General features: G+C 70.4%; 19 protein-coding genes. 6 read left to right on the top strand and 13 right to left on the bottom strand.

Translation table 11 applies throughout. The annotated features are described in order from the left end of the window. Positions 1-33: 33 nt before the first annotated feature. Together QF032_RS10270 and QF032_RS10275 are read right to left on the bottom strand one after the other, a co-directional pair. Entirely contained in the window at positions 34-597 is a 564-nt protein-coding gene (locus QF032_RS10270) for a TetR/AcrR family transcriptional regulator (RefSeq protein WP_306953359.1), read from the bottom strand. Continuing rightward, positions 597-917, bottom strand: a complete 321-nt coding sequence (locus tag QF032_RS10275; RefSeq protein WP_306953358.1) for a DMT family transporter — start codon at positions 915-917, stop codon at positions 597-599. The genes QF032_RS10270 and QF032_RS10275 overlap by 1 nt, the downstream gene beginning before the upstream one ends. Positions 918-1329: 412 nt before the next feature. Here QF032_RS10275 and QF032_RS10280 point away from each other — a divergent pair, with 412 nt between their 5' ends. Then, positions 1330-2169 (top strand): AbfB domain-containing protein, encoded by an 840-nt coding sequence (locus tag QF032_RS10280; RefSeq protein WP_307055825.1) that lies wholly within the window; start codon positions 1330-1332, stop codon positions 2167-2169. Positions 2170-2294: 125 nt separating this feature from the next. On the opposite strand, the gene QF032_RS10285 is transcribed toward QF032_RS10280, so the two are convergent. From QF032_RS10285 to QF032_RS10320, 8 genes are all read right to left on the bottom strand, one after another. After that, on the bottom strand, positions 2295-2627 hold the full coding sequence (locus tag QF032_RS10285) for a metal-sulfur cluster assembly factor (RefSeq protein ID WP_005477879.1): 333 nt from the start codon (positions 2625-2627) through the stop codon (positions 2295-2297). After that, entirely contained in the window at positions 2624-3094 is a 471-nt protein-coding gene (gene sufU / locus QF032_RS10290; protein WP_306956150.1) for a Fe-S cluster assembly sulfur transfer protein SufU, read from the bottom strand. The genes QF032_RS10285 and sufU overlap by 4 nt, the downstream gene beginning before the upstream one ends. A 19-nt stretch (positions 3095-3113) precedes the next feature. Further along, complete coding sequence (locus QF032_RS10295; protein ID WP_307041750.1) at positions 3114-4370, bottom strand: cysteine desulfurase; 1257 nt, start codon at positions 4368-4370, stop codon at positions 3114-3116. Continuing rightward, on the bottom strand, positions 4367-5152 hold the full coding sequence (gene sufC, locus QF032_RS10300; protein WP_306953348.1) for a Fe-S cluster assembly ATPase SufC: 786 nt from the start codon (positions 5150-5152) through the stop codon (positions 4367-4369). The genes QF032_RS10295 and sufC overlap by 4 nt, the downstream gene beginning before the upstream one ends. A gap of 7 nt (positions 5153-5159) precedes the next feature. After that, positions 5160-5480: a non-heme iron oxygenase ferredoxin subunit gene (locus QF032_RS10305; RefSeq protein WP_306953347.1), complete on the bottom strand. Its 321-nt coding sequence runs from the start codon at positions 5478-5480 to the stop codon at positions 5160-5162. Then, positions 5480-6661, bottom strand: coding sequence for a Fe-S cluster assembly protein SufD (gene sufD, locus QF032_RS10310; protein WP_307055827.1), 1182 nt, complete (start codon positions 6659-6661; stop codon positions 5480-5482). Before sufD ends, QF032_RS10305 begins: the two co-directional genes overlap by 1 nt. A gap of 62 nt (positions 6662-6723) precedes the next feature. Then, entirely contained in the window at positions 6724-8145 is a 1422-nt protein-coding gene (gene sufB / locus QF032_RS10315; RefSeq protein WP_307041754.1) for a Fe-S cluster assembly protein SufB, read from the bottom strand. Continuing rightward, positions 8142-8885 (bottom strand): helix-turn-helix transcriptional regulator, encoded by a 744-nt coding sequence (locus QF032_RS10320; protein WP_307041756.1) that lies wholly within the window; start codon positions 8883-8885, stop codon positions 8142-8144. Before QF032_RS10320 ends, sufB begins: the two co-directional genes overlap by 4 nt. 183 nt (positions 8886-9068) lie before the next feature. Here QF032_RS10320 and QF032_RS10325 point away from each other — a divergent pair, with 183 nt between their 5' ends. From QF032_RS10325 to QF032_RS10340, 4 genes are all read left to right on the top strand, one after another. Further along, a complete protein-coding gene (locus QF032_RS10325; protein ID WP_307055829.1) occupies positions 9069-9866 on the top strand; it encodes an aminoglycoside N(3)-acetyltransferase in 798 nt (265 codons plus the stop codon). 98 nt (positions 9867-9964) lie between these two features. Next, a complete protein-coding gene (locus QF032_RS10330) occupies positions 9965-10888 on the top strand; it encodes an ABC transporter ATP-binding protein (protein WP_306953340.1) in 924 nt (307 codons plus the stop codon). 50 nt (positions 10889-10938) lie between these two features. After that, entirely contained in the window at positions 10939-11655 is a 717-nt protein-coding gene (locus QF032_RS10335; RefSeq protein WP_307050016.1) for an ABC transporter permease, read from the top strand. A gap of 55 nt (positions 11656-11710) precedes the next feature. Continuing rightward, a complete protein-coding gene (locus QF032_RS10340; protein WP_307055830.1) occupies positions 11711-12721 on the top strand; it encodes a COX15/CtaA family protein in 1011 nt (336 codons plus the stop codon). Positions 12722-12763: 42 nt separating this feature from the next. Here the strand turns inward: QF032_RS10340 and QF032_RS10345 are convergent, their stop codons facing one another. The 3 genes from QF032_RS10345 to QF032_RS10355 all read right to left on the bottom strand — a co-directional run bounded on the left by QF032_RS10345 (position 12764) and on the right by QF032_RS10355 (position 15366). Next, complete coding sequence (locus tag QF032_RS10345; RefSeq protein ID WP_307041762.1) at positions 12764-13870, bottom strand: amidohydrolase family protein; 1107 nt, start codon at positions 13868-13870, stop codon at positions 12764-12766. A 103-nt stretch (positions 13871-13973) separates the two neighbouring features. Beyond that, positions 13974-14330: a hypothetical protein gene (locus QF032_RS10350; protein WP_306953335.1), complete on the bottom strand. Its 357-nt coding sequence runs from the start codon at positions 14328-14330 to the stop codon at positions 13974-13976. 82 nt (positions 14331-14412) lie between these two features. Next, positions 14413-15366: a heme o synthase gene (locus tag QF032_RS10355; protein ID WP_306953333.1), complete on the bottom strand. Its 954-nt coding sequence runs from the start codon at positions 15364-15366 to the stop codon at positions 14413-14415. Positions 15367-15720: 354 nt separating this feature from the next. On the opposite strand from QF032_RS10355, the gene tkt reads away from it, so the two are divergent. Next, positions 15721-17808, top strand: coding sequence for a transketolase (gene tkt / locus QF032_RS10360; protein ID WP_307041764.1), 2088 nt, complete (start codon positions 15721-15723; stop codon positions 17806-17808). Positions 17809-17833: the final 25 nt, after the last annotated feature.

Genomic DNA, 17833 nt, shown 5'->3' on the forward strand with positions numbered 1-17833 from the left:
GACCGGGCGGCACTCGGCGGGAGGTGACGGCGGTCAGCGGCCTGCGGTGCCCGGACGTGCGGGGGCGAGCAGCCGGGCCAGGGCCTCGCGGGTGTACTCCTCGTCGTAGGGGGCGTCCGTCAGCAGCACCTGGAGGCAGATGCCGTCCATCAGGGCGACCAGGGCCCGCGCGGTGCGGGCGTCGGTGCGGCGGGCGAGGAGGGCGGCGAGGTCCTCGGCCCACTCCGCGGCGACGGGGCGCAGCGCCGGGCGGCGCAGGGCGGCCAGGTAGAGCTCGTACTCCAGCTCGACGCCGGTGCGGTCGCCGGCCAGCCACTCGCCGAGCAGTTGGGCCAGTTCCGCCGGCAGGTCGACGCGGGCGTCCGTCAGTCCGCCGTGCGCCGCGACCGCTTTGGCGAAGCCCTCGCTGGCCTGCCGCAGAGCAGCGGTCATCAGCTCGTCGAGGGTGGCGAAGTGGTACGTGGTGGAGCCGAGCGGGACGTCGGCCTCGGCCGCGACCGAGCGGTGGCTCAGTCCGGCCAGCCCCTTCGCCCCGACGACCCGGATCGCCGCGTCGATGATCCGCTGGCGCCGCTCGGGATCGTAGCGGCGGGCCATCAGTGCGCACCGCCCAGGTTCAGCAGGACCACTCCCCCGACGATCAGCAGAACTCCCGCGATCTTGACGGGTGTCAGGGCCTCCCCGAACAGGACGAGCCCGATGAGGGCGATGGCCGCGGTGCCGGCCCCGGCCCAGATCGCGTAGGCGGTGCCGATCCCGACGGTCTTGAGCGTCTGCGCGAGGAGGAGGAAGGAGAGCACATAGCCGACGGCCGTCAGCAGCGCGGGCCAGAGCTTGCTGAAGCCTTCGCTGTACTTCATGGCCGTCGTCGCGGCCACCTCGGCGGCGATGGCGCCGGCGAGTGTCAGGTATCCCATGTGTACGAGCGTACACAGTGATGCGTACGGACGTACACATGGAGCCTCTCCCCTGTTCCCACCGACACCGACCCCCCTCCCGCAGGGGCGCGCACCCGTCGTCGTCGAACACCCGCCCCCGCGCACATCGGCGCGCCCGCCCCGTTCCCGTCGGCACCCGCCCCGCACACATGGGCACGCACCCACGCGTACGCCCCGGTACGCACAACGGCAGGCATCGGCACACATCGGCACGCACAACGGCACACACCGGCACACCGGATGCCCGCCGCTCGCGCCCAAGTGACGGGAGATTCGAAAGCGTTATGGAAAGCGCTCGCCCAAACGGATGAACGCGAGCCACAGCTTCCACTACTGTTTCACCGTTCACACACCGGCTCTTGCAGCCGGGACGCCGCTGGAGGAACAGCGCATGCCAGAAGACAAGTCCCGGTCGTCCCAGGAGCAGCCCTGGGAGAACGGCTGGGCCCCGGACACCTCCCGGGCCCCCGGAACACGACGCCTGTGGTTTGCCGGCGGCCTCGCCGTCGCCACCGTGCTGGCGTGCGTGACCGCGATCGCCTTGAACGACAGGCCCGTTGAGCAGAAGTCCGAGGCCGGCCGGCAGCAGACGCTGTCGGACGACGAGACGGCCGGCGGTCTCATCTCCTTCGCCACGCCCTCCAGCGGATCCCCGACGCCCACGGGTAAGCAGCACCTGTCCACCTCCCCCTCCCCGTCGGCGTCGTCGGAGCCGTCCTCCTCCCCCCGCCCGCAGGGCAGTTCGTCGCCGGGCGTCTCGACCGCTCCCTCGGCGCACGCGCCCGGGAAGCCGTCCAAGCCGCCGGCCTCCGGTGACGAACGGTCGGTGCAGGCGGTCAACTACCCCGATCGCTACTGGCATGTGAGCGACTCGCTGGTGAAGCTCGACGCGCCGCGTGGCTCGGAGTCCCGCGAGGACTCCACCTTCCACGTGGTGAGCGGGCTGTACGACAGCTCCTGCGTCTCGTTCTCGACGCACGACGGCCGCTACCTGCGCCACCGGAACTTCCTCCTGCGCGCCGAATACAACGACGGCTCCTCGCTGTTCCGGCAGGACGCCACCTTCTGCCCCGGGTACTCGGGGTATTCGGGCGCGGTGCTGTTCCAGTCGGTGAACTACCCCAACTACGCGCTGCGTCACAAGGACTTCCAGCTGCGCCTGGACCCGTACGGCTACAACACGACGAACCGGACGGACTTCGCGTTCCGGCTCGCGGGCCCGCTGGGCTGAGCCCCACCGACCCGCCGAGTCACCGAACCACCGACTCACCCGCACAGGAAAGCGGCGGCACCCCCGGCCGGGGGTGCCGCCGCTTTCCTGTGCGGTGCGCGTTGCTCGGTGCGCGGGGACGGCTCTCAGACGTTGAAGCCGAGCGCGCGCAGCTGCTCGCGGCCGTCGTCCGTGATCTTGTCCGGGCCCCACGGCGGCATCCAGACCCAGTTGATGCGCAACTCGTTGACGATGCCGTCCGTGGCGGACTTGGCCTGGTCCTCGATCACGTCCGTCAGCGGGCAGGCCGCCGAGGTCAGGGTCATGTCGATCGTCGCGATGTTCGCGTCGTCGATGTGGATGCCGTAGATGAGTCCGAGGTTGACGACGTCGATGCCCAGTTCCGGGTCGACGACGTCGTACAGGGCCTCGCGGACCTCCTCCTCGGAGGCCGGTTTCATCTCCAGGGTCTCGCTCATGCCGTCTTCCTTTCGACGTCGGCGTCGGCGCCCAGCGCCTGGGCCGTCGCGTCCTTCCACGCCATCCAGCTGAGGAGGGCGCACTTGACCCGGGCCGGGTACTTGGAGACGCCGGCGAACGCGACCGCGTCCTCCAGCACCTCCTCCATGGCGTCGTCGGGCTCGATCTTCCCCTTGGACTGCATCAGCTCCAGGAACGTCTCCTGGATCTTCTGCGCGTCGGTCAGGTCCTTGCCGACCAGCAGGTCGTTCAGTACGGACGCGCTGGCCTGGCTGATGGAACAGCCCTGGCCCTCGTAACTGACGTCCTCGATCCTCGTGCCGTCGTACTTCACCCGCAGGGTGATCTCGTCGCCGCACGTCGGGTTCACGTGGTGCACCTCGGCGTCGCCATCGCGCAGACCACGCCCGTGCGGGTGCTTGTAGTGGTCCAGGATGACGTCCTGGTACATCGAGTCCAGCTTCATGCGCTCGCTCGCCAACCCCTCAGCCGAAGAAGTTCCGTACGTGCTCCAGACCGTCGACCAGGGCGTCGATCTCGGCCGTCGTGGAGTACAGATAGAACGACGCTCGCGTGGTCGCGGGAATTCCGTAGCGCAGGCAGACGGGACGGGCGCAGTGGTGGCCCACCCGGACCGCGATGCCCTGCTCGTCGAGCACCTGGCCCACGTCGTGCGGGTGGATGTCGCCGAGCGTGAAGGAGATCGCCGCACCCCGGTCCTCGGCCGTCGTCGGGCCGATGATCCGCAGGTCGGGGACCTCGCCGAGCCTGCGCACCGCGTACTCGGTGAGCGCGTGCTCGTGGGCGAGGATCTTGTCCATGCCGATCGCGGACAGGTAGTCGATGGCCGCGCCCAGACCGACCGCCTGAGCGATCGGCGGGGTGCCCGCCTCGAACTTGTGGGGCGCCGGGGCGTACGTCGACGAGTGCATCGACACGGTCTCGATCATCTCGCCGCCCCCGAGGAACGGCGGCAGGTCCTCGAGCAGCTCCTGGCGGCCCCAGAGGACGCCGATGCCGGTCGGGCCGCACATCTTGTGGCCGGTGAAGGCCACGAAGTCGGCCTGGAGGGCCTGCACGTCCATCGGCATGTGCGGCGCGGCCTGCGAGGCGTCGATGCACACCAGCGCGCCGACCTCCTGCGCGCGGCGCACTATCGCCTCGACGGGGTTGACCGTGCCGAGGATGTTCGACACCAGCACGAAGGAGACGATCTTCGTCTTCTCGGTGATGATCTCGTCGATGTTGGAGAGGTCGAGCCGGCCGTCGTCGGTCAGGCCGAACCACTTCAGCTTCGCGCCCGTGCGCTGCGCCAGCAGCTGCCACGGCACGATGTTGGAGTGGTGCTCCATCTCGGTGATGACGATCTCGGTCTCGTGGTCGACCCGGTAGGGCTCGTCGGCCCAGCCGAGCATGTTGGCCACGAGGTTGAGCGACTCGGAGGCGTTCTTGGTGAAGATCACCTCGTCGCGGCTCGGCGCGTTCACGAACGCGGCGACCTTGTCGCGCGCGCCCTCGTACAGCGCCGTGGCCTCCTCGGCGAGCACATGCACACCGCGGTGGACGTTGGCGTTGTAGCGCTCGTAGTAGTCACTGAGAGCGTCCAGCACCTGGCGCGGCTTCTGCGAGGTCGCCGCGTTGTCCAGGTACACGAGCTTCTTGCCGTCGTGGATCTGTCGATCCAGGATGGGGAAGTCCTTGCGGATCGCCTCGACGTCGAGGAGGCCCGGCAGCTGTGTCACGCGGATACGCCACCCTTCGTGTCGACTTCGTCCTGCTTCGCGTACGCCTCGTAGCCCTCGTTCTCCAGCTTGTCGGCGAGCTCGGCGCCACCGGACTCGACGATGCGGCCGCCCGAGAAGACGTGGACGAAGTCGGGCTTGATGTAGCGCAGGATGCGCGTGTAGTGCGTGATCAGCAGGGTGCCGACCTCGCCGGTCTCGCGGACGCGGTTGACGCCCTCGGAGACGATGCGCAGCGCGTCGACGTCCAGTCCGGAGTCCGTCTCGTCGAGGATCGCGACCTTCGGCCGGAGCAGCTCCAGCTGGAGGATCTCGTGGCGCTTCTTCTCACCGCCGGAGAAGCCCTCGTTGACGTTGCGCTCGGCGAAGGAGGTGTCCATGTGGAGGCGCTGCATGGCCTCCTTGACCTCCTTGACCCACAGGCGGAGCTTGGGGGCCTCGCCGCGGATCGCGGTGGCGGAGGTGCGCAGGAAGTTCGACACGGAGACACCGGGGACCTCGACCGGGTACTGCATCGCGAGGAACAGGCCGGCGCGGGCGCGCTCGTCGACGGACATCTCCAGGACGTCCTCGCCGTCGAGGGTGACGGTGCCGCCGGTGATCGTGTACTTCGGGTGACCCGCGAGCGAGTAGGCGAGCGTCGACTTGCCGGAGCCGTTGGGGCCCATGATGGCGTGCGTCTCGCCCTGCTTCACGGTGAGGTCGACGCCCTTGAGGATCTCCTTCGTGGCGTTGTCGGCCTCGACGGTGACGTGCAGGTCTCGGATTTCAAGCGTTGCCATGGGTGCCTCAGGACTCCTGGGTGAGGGAGACGAGCACGTCGTCCCCTTCGATCTTTACGGGGTATACGGGGACGGGGCGCGTCGCGGGAAGGCCGGACGGCTTGCCGGTGCGCAGGTCGAACGAGGAACCGTGCAGCCAGCACTCGATCTGACAGTCCTCCACCTCGCCCTCGGAGAGCGAGACGTTCGCGTGGGAGCAGATGTCGTAGATCGCGAACACCTCCCCCTCGGTGCGGACGACCGAGACCGGCGTGCCGTCGAGCTCCACCCGTTTCGGGGTGTCGTCCTCCAGCTCGCTCAGTCCGCAGGCGCGTACGAAGGCCGTCATCAGACCGTGGCCTCCAGCTCGGTCTCGATCTTGGCGAGCAGCCGCTCCTCGATGTCGGCCACGCCGATCTGCTGGACCAGCTCGGCGAAGAAGCCGCGGACCACCAGGCGACGGGCCTCGTCGGCGGGGATGCCGCGGGCCATCAGGTAGAAGAGCTGCTCGTCGTCGAAGCGGCCGGTGGCCGAGGCGTGGCCGGCGCCGACGATCTCGCCGGTCTCGATCTCCAGGTTGGGCACCGAGTCGACGCGCGCGCCGTCCGTGAGGACCAGGTTGCGGTTCATCTCGTAGGTGTCGGTGCCCTCGGCCTTGGCCTCGATGAGCACGTCACCGATCCACACGGCGTGCGCGGCCTCGCCCTGGAGGGCGCCCTTGTAGACGACGTTGGACTTGCAGTGCGGCACGTTGTGGTCGACCAGCAGGCGGTGCTCCTGGTGCTGGCCGGCGTCCGTGAAGTACAGGCCGAACAGCTCGGCCTCGGCGCCCGGGCCGGCGTACGTCACGCGCGGGTGGAGGCGGACGAGGTCGCCGCCGAAGGTCACCACGACCGACTTGAAGCTGGCGTCACGGCCGACGAGGGCGTTGTGCTGGGCCACGTGCACGGCCTTGTCGTCCCAGTCCTGGACGGAGACGACGGTCAGCTTCGCGCCGTCCCCGAGGACGTAGTCGACGTTGGCGGCGATCACGGCGTCACCGGTGTGGTCGATGACGACGACCGCCTCGGCGAACGCGCCCAGCTCGATGACCTGGTGGCCGTAAGACACCCCGCCCTCGCCGTGCACCGCGATGCGGATCGGCTCGGTGAGGACCGTCTCCTTGGGGACGGTGACCACGCCGGCCTTCTCGAACGCCGAGTAGGCCTGGGCGGCGACCCGGTCCACCGGCGCGCCGGCCCTGCCGAGCCGCGGGTCGTCGCGGTCCACGAGTTCGACGATGACGCCCTCGGGGGCCTCGACGGCGACCTTGACGCCCTCGCCCGTGGCGACGGCGGTGCCGTCGTGCAGGCCGCGCAGCCGCTCCAGCGGCGTGAACCGCCACTCCTCCTCGCGGCCGTGCGGGACCGGGAAGTCCGCGACGTGGAAGGACGGGGGCGCGCTCATGCGGGTGGCGACGGTCGACTCGGCGGCCACCGCGATCTGGCCGGCGGTGGTGGACCCCACCGGGATATTCGTAGCCTCAGCCATGGCTGTCGGTCTGCTCTCTTTCCTGCGTCAGATTTCGCTAGCTGGTGGTGGAGGGCGGGGTCTTAACCGACCGCGCCTTCCATCTGCAGCTCGATCAGCCGGTTGAGCTCGAGGGCGTACTCCATGGGCAGCTCCTTCGCGATGGGCTCGACGAAGCCGCGCACGATCATCGCCATCGCCTCGAACTCGGTCATGCCACGGCTCATCAGGTAGAAGAGCTGGTCGTCGCTGACCTTGGAGACGGTGGCCTCGTGGCCCATGGACACGTCGTCCTCGCGGACGTCCACGTAGGGATATGTGTCGGAGCGCGAGATGGTGTCGACGAGCAGCGCGTCGCACAGCACGTTCGACTTGGAGCCGTGGGCGCCCTCGCCGATCTCGACGAGACCGCGGTAGGAGGTGCGGCCGCCACCGCGCGCCACCGACTTGGAGACGATGTTGGACGAGGTGTTCGGCGCCATGTGGACCATCTTGGAGCCGGCGTCCTGGTGCTGGCCCTCGCCCGCGAAGGCGATGGAGAGGGTCTCGCCCTTGGCGTGCTCGCCCATGAGGTAGACGGCCGGGTACTTCATCGTCACCTTGGAGCCGATGTTGCCGTCGATCCACTCCATGGTCGCGCCCTCGTACGCCACGGCGCGCTTGGTGACCAGGTTGTAGACGTTGTTCGACCAGTTCTGGATGGTCGTGTAGCGGCAGCGGGCGTTCTTCTTGACGATGATCTCGACCACGGCGCTGTGCAGCGAGTCCGACTTGTAGATCGGGGCCGTGCACCCCTCGACGTAGTGCACGTAGGCGCCCTCGTCGACGATGATCAGGGTCCGCTCGAACTGGCCCATGTTCTCCGTGTTGATACGGAAGTAGGCCTGGAGCGGGATCTCCACGTGCACGCCCTTCGGCACGTAGATGAAGGAGCCGCCGGACCACACCGCGGTGTTCAGCGACGCGAACTTGTTGTCGCCGACCGGGATGACCGTGCCGAAGTACTCCTTGAAGAGCTCCGGGTGCTCCTTGAGCGCGGTGTCGGTGTCGAGGAAGATGACGCCCTGCTCCTCCAGGTCCTCACGGATCTGGTGGTAGACGACCTCGGACTCGTACTGGGCCGCGACGCCCGCGACGAGGCGCTGCTTCTCCGCCTCGGGGATGCCGAGCTTGTCGTACGTGTTCTTGATGTCCTCGGGCAGGTCCTCCCAGGACTCCGCCTGCTTCTCCGTGGATCGCACGAAGTACTTGATGTTGTCGAAGTCGATGCCCGACAGGTCCGAGCCCCAGTTCGGCATGGGCTTCTTCTCGAAGAGCCTGAGGCCCTTGAGGCGGAGCTTCGTCATCCACTCGGGCTCGGACTTCTTCCCGGAGATGTCCCGGACGACGTCCTCGTTGATGCCGCGCTTCGCAGAGGCGCCGGCCGTGTCGGAGTCGGCCCAGCCGTATTCGTACTTGCCCAGACCCTCGAGTTCGGGGTGGGCAGTCTCCGTGGGGAGCGTCATGCGGGGTTCCTCCCGGCCGTGCTTGCGGATGCGTTCTGGGTGGCTGTGGAAATTCTGGGGATGAACGTCGTGCAGACGCCGTCGCCGTGCGCGATGGTCGCCAGCCGCTGGACGTGCGTCCCGAGCAGCTGGGAGAAGATCTCGGTCTCCGCATCGCAGAGCTGCGGGAACTTCTCCGCGACATGGGCGACGGGGCAGTGGTGCTGGCACAGCTGCTCGCCGACCGGTGCGCTGCGCGCCGTAGCAGCGTACCCGTCCGCGCTCAGGGCCTTGGCCAGGGCTTCGGTGCGCTCTTCCGGGGCGGCCGCCTCGATCGCCCGACGGTATCCGGCGGCCTGCTCGGCGATCCTCGCGCGGGCGAACGCGACCACGGCCTCGTCCCCGCCGAGGCGCTCCTGTATCCAGCGCAGGGCGTCCGCGGCGAGCTTGTCGTAGGACTGGTCGAAGGCGTCCCGGCCGCAGTCGGTGAGGGCGAAGACCTTGGCCGGACGGCCGCGGGTGCGCGCGCCGTACACGCGCTGCTCACGGGGCTGCACGACATCGTCGGCGACCAGGGCGTCGAGGTGCCGGCGCACGGCGGCCTGCGTGAGGCCCAGCCGGCCGGCCAGCTCGGCGACGGTGGAGGGCCCGTGGTCCAGGACGGACCGCGCGACCCGGTTGCGCGTCGAGCGCTCTCCGGTCGCGAGCTCCTCCTGCGGGGTCCCCGTGCGGGTCTCCCGAGCCTCGCCGACGTTTTTCACAACGCCATTGTTGCGTAATTCCTCAGGGGCAGGCAAGCCACGCTTGATCCACCCGGCGGTGCCCTGCATCACTTAGGCATACCTAATCTGACCTGGAGAAACGATCTTTGATCGACCGGCGGCGCCCGGCCCGGCGGACAAACGGCTGGCCGGCGCGGCCGTCTTCCAGGAGACTGCGCGACCATGCCCACACCTGCTCCCACCGGCCCACTCGTCACCCGAAGCACCCTCGCTGCGGACCTCGGCGCGCTCGGTGTCGAATCCGGAGAAATCCTCCTGGTCCACTCCTCTCTCAGCGCCCTCGGCTGGGTGTGCGGGGGCGCCGTCGCGGTCGTGCACGGGCTGCTGGACGCGCTCGGTCCGGACGGCACGCTCGTCGTCCCGGCCCACAGCGGGCAGCTGTCCGATCCGGCGGCGTGGAGCGATCCTCCGGTGCCCGAGCCGTGGTGGGAGACCATCCGGGCGGCGATGCCCGTCTACGACCCCCTCATCACCCCCACCCGCGGCGTCGGCGTGATCCCGGAGACGGTCCGCACCTGGCCGGGCGCCCGGCGCAGCGCGCATCCGCACGCCTCGTTCGCGGCGCTCGGGGCACGGGCCGCCGAGATCGTCCACGGGCACGCGCCCGACTGCCGGCTGGGCGAGCGCAGCCCGCTGGCCCGCCTGGAGCAGGAGGGCGCGCGGGTGCTCATGCTCGGCACGGGCTACGGCGCCTGCACAAGCTTCCACCTCGCCGAATACCGCATACCGGCTCCGCTGGTGCGGGTGGGACGGCCCGGTCCGGACGGCTGGACGGAGGTCACCGAGGTGTCGATCAGCGCCGCCCGTTTCGACGAGCTCGGCCACGACTTCGAACGGGACCGACCCGTCGTGCGGGGCACGGCCGGGGCGGCCGACGCCCGGCTCTTCCCGGTCGCGGACTCGGTGGCGTACGCGCAGCGGTGGCTGCCCCTGCACCGCTCCCGCGAGGACGAGTGCTGAGCGCCCCCGCGGGCCGGACCCCGCCGGGTGCGCGGCGTCCGGCCGGTGCCCCTACCCGGCGGTCCGGCTTTCGGACCGCGAACCTAGACTCTTGAGCCATGCGAAGTGAGCCTGTCGTCCGGGTCCAGGCCCTGGTGAAGCGGTACGGGGCGAAGACCGCGGTGAACGGCCTCGATCTGACGGCCCGGGCAGGCGTCACCGCCGTCCTCGGACCCAACGGCGCCGGCAAGACGACCACGGTCGAGACCTGCGAGGGGTACCGCAGGCCGGACTCCGGCACGGTGCGCGTCCTCGGCCTCGACCCGGTGGGCCAGGCCGCGGAGCTGCGTCCCCGGATCGGCGTGATGCTGCAGTCGGGGGGCGTGTACTCGGGTGCGCGGGCCGACGAGATGCTCCGCCACGTGGCGAAGCTGCACGCGCATCCGCTGGACGTCGACGCCCTCGTCGAGCGCCTCGGTCTCGGCTCGTGCGGCCGTACGAGCTACCGCCGGCTCTCCGGCGGCCAGCAGCAGCGCCTCGCGCTCGCGATGGCCGTCGTCGGCCGCCCGGAACTGGTCTTCCTGGACGAGCCGACGGCCGGCCTCGACCCGCAGGCCCGGCGCGCCACCTGGGATCTCGTGCGGGACCTGCGCGCGGACGGCGTCTCGGTCATCCTGACCACCCACCACATGGACGAGGCCGAGCAGCTCGCCGACGACGTGGCGATCATCGACGCCGGCACGGTGATCGCGCAGGGCTCCCCCGAGGAGCTGTGCCGCGGCGGCGCCGAGAACACCCTGCGCTTCACCGGCCGCCCCGGGCTCGACGTCGGCTCGCTGCTGAAGGCCCTGCCGGCCGACAGCTCCGCCGCCGAGCTGACCCCGGGCTCCTACCGGATCATGGGCAAGGTCGACCCTCAGCTGCTCGCCACGGTCACCTCGTGGTGCGCGCAGCACGGGGTGATGCCGGACCGGATCTCGGTGGAACGCCACACTCTGGAGGACGTCTTCCTCGAACTGACCGGCAAGGAGCTGCGCTCGTGACCGCCACCGGCACCTACACCCCGCGGCCCGGCGCGGCCCCGCTCCCCCGCATGATCGCGGCCCAGGCGGCGCTGGAGACGAGGATGCTGCTGCGCAACGGCGAGCAGCTGCTGCTCACCGTGGTGATCCCGACCCTCCTGCTGGTGCTGTTCAGCACGGTGGACGTGGTCGACACCGGCGCGGGCGAGGCGGTGGACTTCCTCACCCCCGGCATTCTCGCGCTGGCCGTGATGTCGACGGCCTTCACCGGTCAGGCCATCGCGACCGGGTTCGAGCGCCGCTACGGGGTGCTGAAGCGGCTCGCCTCCTCCCCGCTGCCGCGCTGGGGCCTGATGACGGCGAAGACGCTGTCGGTACTGGTCACGGAGATCCTCCAGGTGATCCTGCTGACGGGGATCGCCTTCGCGCTGGGCTGGGACCCGCACGGCAGTCCGGCGGCCGTCCTGCTGCTGCTGGTCGCCGGCACGGCCGCCTTCTCCGGCCTCGGCCTGCTGATGGCGGGCACCCTCAAGGCGGAGGCGACGCTGGCCGCGGCCAACCTGGTGTTCCTGCTGCTGCTGGTGGGCGGCGGGGTGATCGTGCCGCTCGACAAGTTCCCGTCCGGTGTCCAGGACGTGCTCGGCCTGCTGCCCGTCACCGCGCTCTCCGACGGCCTGCGGGACGTGCTCCGGCACGGCGCGGGAATGCCCTGGGGCGACCTGGCGATCCTGGCGGTCTGGGCCGTCGTGGGCCTCACGGCGGCCGGCCGGTTCTTCCGCTGGGAATAAGGGCGCCCGGCCACCGGGGACCCTCGTGAAAGCGTGCACAAGCAGCCCGCTTACGATGGGACGCGTGCTGAACGTGACCCGTGCCGACGCCGTAGCCGCCGTGCGCAACCCCCTCGCCTTCATCGCCGCGCGCTGGACCCCCGCTCCCCGGACGGTTCGGCGGGCGGCTCTCTTCGCGCTCGTGATGTCGGTGGTGATCGTGGTCACCGGTGGCGCCGTCCGCCTCACGGGCTCCGGCCTCGGCTGCCCGACCTGGCCCAAGTGCACCGACGACTCGCTCACCGCGACGAGCGCGATGGGCTTCCACGGCGCCATCGAGTTCGGCAACCGCATGCTGACGTACGTGCTGTGCGCGGCCGTCGGCTGGGCGATCATCGCCGCGCGCTCGGAGAAGCCGCACCGCCGGAGCCTGACCCGGCTGGGCTGGGCGCAGTTCTGGCTGGTGATGAGCAACGCGGTCCTCGGCGGGATCGTCGTGCTCGTCGGGCTCAACCCGTACACGGTCGCGGCGCACTTCCTGGCCGCCTCGGCGCTGATCGCGGTCGCCGCGGTGATGTGGCAGCGCACCAGGGAGGGCGACGGGGAGCCCCGCGCACTGGTCGGCAGGCCCGTGCAGCAGCTGGTGTGGTTCCTGGTCCTCGCCTCGACGCTGCTGATCGCCGTCGGCACGGTCGTCACCGGCGCGGGACCGCACGCCGGCGACTCCAGCGAGGTCGAGCGGATGCCCCTGGACTGGGAGACGGTGGCCAAGCTGCACGCCGTCCTCGCCTGGATCGTGGTGACGCTGACGTTCGCCCTGTGGTTCATCCTCAAGGCGGTGGACGCCCCGAAGAGCCCGCTGGACCGTACCCGGGACCTGTTCCTGGTGCTGCTCTCCCAGGGCGTCATCGGCTACGTCCAGTACTTCACCGACCTGCCCGAGATCCTGGTCGCCCTGCACATGCTCGGATCGTGCCTGGTGTGGATCGCCGTCCTGCGCGTGCCCCTGGCGCTGCGCGAACGCGCCGGAACGCCGACCGCCCTGCCGCACCCGGCACCGGAGGCGACGGCCGGCACCCGCGTCTGATTCGCGCGCGCCCGGGCCGGGCCGTCCGGCCGTACCCGCGTCTCAGCCCAGCCCGTACACCCGGCGGGCGTTGCCCGACGCGATCAGTCCCGCCACCCGCTGCGCGTCCGTCGGCGACCACGCGCCCTCCGCGACCCAGCCGCCCAGCACCCGCGCCAGTGCCTCCCGGAACAGCCGGGCCCCGACCACGTGCAGCTCGGGCAGCCCGTGTGCGCCGGTGGAGAAGAGGATCTTCCCGAAGGGCGCCAGCTCGAGGATCTCCGCGAGGACGGTCGCCGCGCGGGCGCCGGTCCTGACGAGGGCCGCGCCGGAGTCGGCGTACACGTGCGGGAAGACACCCGCGAGGTGGGCGGCGTGCCGGTGGTAGGGGTAGCCGTGCAGCAGGACGAGGTCGGTGCCGAAGCCGGCCGTGGCGCGGACGAAGTCGGTGAGCAGGGCGGGGTCGGTGCGGTCGATCCGCGCGCCCGGCGCACCGAGGCCCGCGTGCAGCTGCAACGGGAGCTCCGAGGCGACGGCGCTCCACAGCAGGTGCCGCAGCAGCACCGGGTCGCTCAGCTCGCCGCCGGCCCTGCGCCCGGCCAGCCAGCGGCCCGCCGCACCCCGCACCTCCCCCGGCCCGGGCGGTTCGGGCGCCAGCGCGAGGCCGTGCCGCACGCCCGCGACGGAGGTGAAGGCCACGGCGTTCGCGGCGGCCCCGTGGACCGCCTCGGCGAGGTTCGCGAGAAACGACTCGACGCTGCCGGAGGTGTCGGCGACCTGCTCGGCGAGGAGTTCCAGACGCACGATCTCGCGGGCCTCGGCGTCGCCCGTGGAGGCCAGCTCGCCCGGTCCGGTGAGATCGCCGGGCAGGCCCGTGTCGACCAGGTACGTCGTGATGCCGCTGCCGCGCAGCAGCCGGCGGCCCGCCTCCAGTACGCCGAGTTCACGGCGCCGGGCGAGATAGCGGGCGGGCGGCGCGTGCGGTTCCAGACCGAGCAGCGGGGGGCACCAGCGGCGTACCGCGAACCCCGTCTGCGTGTCGAACAGCGTCGTGCCGGGGGCCGGCGGGCCCGAGGTCAGGGCCAGCTGGGCCTCGAACGTGCCGAGACCCAGCTCCGTACGCAGGACGCCGTGGCAGTACTGGTCCACCAAGGACGGCGTTTCGATCATCCGGACTCCCCGGGAGATGGACCACGTCGCTTGCACGTCGCTTCTACGGGTCCTAACGGGTGACCGGGGCCTCAGGTGTTGGTGCTGGCCGACCGTTCGCCGCTCAGCCGTTCTTCGGACCGCCGACCTGGATGCCCGCCATCCGCGTCCACTCGTAGGGGCCGGTCCGCACCTTCGCCGCGAACTCGCCGTCGAAGGCCTCGTGGACGGTGATGCCGGCCTTCCCGACGGCCTGCTCGGCGACGGCGACCGAGGGGGCCACCAGGTCGCCCCAGCCGCCGTCCTCGCCGACCAGGACGATCCGGGCGCCGCGCTCGCCGAGGTGCGCGACCTGGCCCTCGGCTCCGCCGTGCTCCTTGGCGAAGGCGCTGATCCGCCGGGCCAGCCGTGCGGCCGCGCGCTCGGACTTCGCGGCCTGCTTGGCGTCGGCTGTCTCGTCAACCTGCTTGGTGTCTGCCATGGCCAGGATGCTACCGACGGGTAGATCGAACGGCGACGGCCGGGGTGCGTGGCGTCCACCACGCACCCCGGCCGTCGGGAGCTCAGCGCAGGAAGGGGTCCACCGCGACCGCCACGAAGAGCAGCGACACATAGGTGATGGACCAGTGGAACAGCCGCATCTCCTTCAGCTTGCCGCCCGTGACCTCGGCCTTCGCCCGGTTCTGCAGTCCGTGCGCCTCCCACAGCCACCAGCCGCCCGCCGTCAGCGCGACCGCCGTGTAGAACCAGCCGGTGTAGCCCAGCGGCTGCAGCAGGAGCGAGACGCCGACCATCACCCAGCTGTAGAGGACGATCTGCTTGGCGACGGTCTTGTTGGAGGCGACGACCGGCAGCATCGGCACGCCGACGCGCGCGTAGTCGTCCTTGACCTTCATGGACAGCGGCCAGTAGTGCGGCGGCGTCCAGAAGAACATGACGAGGAAGAGGACGACCGGTGCCCAGGACACCGAGTTCGTCACGGCCGACCAGCCGATCAGGACCGGCATGCAGCCTGCGATGCCGCCCCACACGATGTTCTGCGAGGTGCGCCGCTTGAGGATCATCGTGTAGACGACGACGTAGAAGAGGAGCGCGCCGAGGGCGAGCCAGGCCGACAGCCAGTTGACCGTGAGCCCGAACAGCAGGGTCGAGACCACCGCGAGGGTGATTCCGAAGGCGAGGCATTCACGCGGGCTGACCATCCCGGTGACCAGCGGCCGCTGCGAGGTGCGGTCCATCAGGGCGTCGATGTCGCGGTCGATGTACATGTTCAGCGCGTTGGCGCCGCCGGCGGACAGATATCCGCCCAGGCAGGTCAGCACCACCAGGCCGAGGTCGGGAACGCCCTGCTGCGCCAGGAACATCACCGGGACGGTGGTGATCAGCAGCAGTTCGATGATCCGCGGCTTGGTCAGCGCCACGAACGCCTTGACCCGGGCCCCGACCGGCCGCCGGCTCGGGCTCTGGCTCGCCCCGACAATCCCCACTGGACGGGATTCAACGGCCGTCACGCACACCCCTGACAGAGACTCCCAGCGAGCTCCCCACGTGAATACGGGGTAAAGGCTCGCGCGTACCACGCCACTGTAGACGTTGCCCATACCCCGATATTCGCGGGGGTGGGGTCGTGTTGGACGGGGCCCGCGGAAGAGCCGGAACGCACTCTGTTGAGCACTCGTACGAGCGGGTCCGTATTCACTTGCTGAACAGGAAACTCGCCGGTCGGCGGGCGGATCGCGAAGCTACCCGGCAGTCTGGAATGACTCGAAAAAATGCACGTTCTGACGGGGGTAGGCTCGACAACGGCCGGTGGGCGCCGCGTGCACCGGTATTCGACATGTGTGACATGTGGAGAGGAGCCCTGACCCAGGGTGAGCACCAAGCCGACCACCACAGACCTCGAGTGGACCGAGCTGGACCAGCGGGCCGTGGACACCGCCCGCGTCCTGGCCGCCGACGCCGTACAGAAGGTCGGCAACGGCCATCCCGGTACGGCGATGAGCCTGGCGCCTGCCGCGTACACCCTCTTCCAGAAGGTGATGCGACACGACCCGGCGGACGCCGACTGGGTAGGCCGCGACCGCTTCGTGCTGTCCGCCGGCCACTCGTCCCTGACGCTGTACACCCAGCTGTACCTGGCCGGCTTCGGCCTGGAACTGGACGATCTGAAGGCCTTCCGCACCTGGGGCTCGAAGACCCCTGGGCACCCGGAGTACGGCCACACCACGGGCGTCGAGACGACGACCGGCCCGCTGGGCCAGGGTGTCGCCAACGCCGTGGGCATGGCGATGGCCGCGCGCTACGAGCGCGGTCTGTTCGACCCCGACGCCCCGGCCGGCGAATCGCCGTTCGACCACTTCGTCTACGCCATCGCCGGTGACGGCTGCCTCCAGGAGGGCATCTCCGCCGAGGCGTCCTCGCTGGCCGGCCACCAGAAGCTCGGCAACCTGGTCCTGCTGTGGGACGACAACCACATCTCGATCGAGGGCGACACCGAGACGGCCGTGTCCGAGGACACGGTCAAGCGCTACGAGGCGTACGGCTGGCACGTGCAGCGGGTCGCCCCCAAGCCGGACGGCGACCTGGACCCGCACGCCCTGTACGACGCCATCGAGGCCGCGAAGCTGGTGACGGACAAGCCGTCCTTCATCGCGATGCGCTCGATCATCGCCTGGCCCGCCCCGAACGCGCAGAACACCGAGGCCGCGCACGGCTCGGCGCTCGGCGACGACGAGGTCGCCGCGACCAAGCGCGTCCTGGGCTTCGACCCGGAGCAGTCCTTCGAGGTCGCGGACGAGGTCATCGCCCACACCCGCGGCGCCCTGGACCGCGGCCAGGCGGCCCGCGCCGTGTGGGAGAAGTCGTTCCAGCAGTGGCGGGACAACAACCCCGAGCGCGCCGCCGAGTTCGACCGCGTCGCCGCGGGCGAGCTGCCCGCCGGCTGGGAGGAGAAGCTCCCGGTCTTCGAGCCCGGCAAGGGCGTCGCCACCCGTGCCGCGTCCGGCAAGGTGCTCCAGGCGCTCGGCGCGGTCATCCCCGAGCTGTGGGGCGGTTCCGCCGACCTCGCCGGCTCCAACAACACCACCATCGACAAGACGTCGTCGTTCCTCCCCGAGGGCAACCCGCTGCCCGAGGCGAGCCCGTACGGCCGCACGGTCCACTTCGGCATCCGCGAGCACTCCATGGCCGCGGAGATGAACGGCATCGCGCTGCACGGCAACACGCGCGTCTACGGCGGCACGTTCCTCGTGTTCTCCGACTACATGCGCAACGCCGTCCGGCTCTCTGCCCTGATGCACGTGCCGGTCACCTACGTGTGGACGCACGACTCCATCGGTCTCGGCGAGGACGGCCCCACCCACCAGCCGGTCGAGCACCTCGCGTCGCTGCGCGCGATCCCCGGCCTGAACGTGGTCCGCCCGGCCGACGCCAACGAGACCGCGATCGCCTGGCGCGAGATCCTCAAGCGCTGGACGAAGGTCTTCGGCAAGGGCGCCCCGCACGGCCTGGTCCTCACCCGTCAGGGCGTGCCGACCTACGAACCCAACGAGGACACCGCCAAGGGCGGCTACATCCTCTTCGAGGCCTCCACGGGAACGCCGGAGGTGATCCTGCTCGCGACCGGCTCCGAGGTGCACGTCGCCGTCGAGGCGCGCGAGCGGCTGGAAGCCGACGGAGTGCCCACCCGGGTGGTCTCCATGCCGTCCGTGGAGTGGTTCGAGGAGCAGGACCAGGGGTACCGGGACAGCGTCCTGCCCCCGTCCGTCAGGGCCCGCGTGTCGGTCGAGGCCGGTATCGGCCTCACCTGGCACAAGTACGTCGGCGACGCCGGCCGCATCGTTTCCCTGGAGCACTTCGGTGCTTCCGCCGACGGCAAGGTCCTCTTCCAGGAGTACGGCTTCACTGCCGAGAACGTGGCGGCCAAGGCGCGGGAATCCCTCGCCGCCGCCCAGCGCTGACGCTCACACACGACCCGTAGGAGAT

The organism is Streptomyces achromogenes (assembly GCF_030816715.1).
Lineage (GTDB): Bacteria > Actinomycetota > Actinomycetes > Streptomycetales > Streptomycetaceae > Streptomyces > Streptomyces achromogenes_A.